This window comes from Neisseria sp. P0021.S007 (genome assembly GCF_051956855.1).
Genome location: NZ_JBQCXA010001161.1, coordinates 1 through 524, shown reverse-complemented (window position 1 = coordinate 524; position 524 = coordinate 1). Strand labels below are relative to the sequence as shown.

1 protein-coding gene is annotated in these 524 nt (G+C 53.8%); it reads left to right on the top strand.

Going from position 1 to position 524, the window contains the following annotated elements; genetic code table 11:
• Nucleotides 1–524, top strand: a 524-nt coding sequence (locus tag ACTHUR_RS18055; RefSeq protein WP_440400126.1) for a tetratricopeptide repeat protein, incomplete at both ends; no start/stop codon positions are given.

The following is a 524-nucleotide window of genomic DNA, read 5'->3' as shown; positions in this document are numbered from 1 at the left end:
AGCCATCCGTTGGCTGGAAACCGCCGCCAGACAAAACAGCAGCGATGCTTACGCCAAGCTCGCAGAAATTCATCTGTTGGGCAAAGATGTTCCGAAAGACACGGATAAAGCACGCCGCTACGCCAAAGCAGCCGCCCGCCGCAATCATCCCGAAGCGCTGCGTTTACTCGGCGATATCTACCGCTACGGACTGGGTATCCTTCCCGAGCCCTCCAAAGCGCGCCATTACTATCAGCTTGCTGCTGATTTGGGCAATCTTGCTGCACACCAAAAACTACTCGCCGACATTGCCCTGAACAATAAGCAAAACTACCCCCAAGCCAAAGAACACGCGTTGCAACGCCAACAGGCAGAGCAATTCTATCAGCTGGCTTTTGCCGCCCATTACGGTCTGAACCGCTCGCCCGACCATACTGAAGCGTTAACGCTCTATCAACAGGCCGCAGATTTTGGACACAGCAAAGCGCAAACCAATCTCGGCATGATGTACTACAACGGTCATGGAACAGAGACCGACTATACCG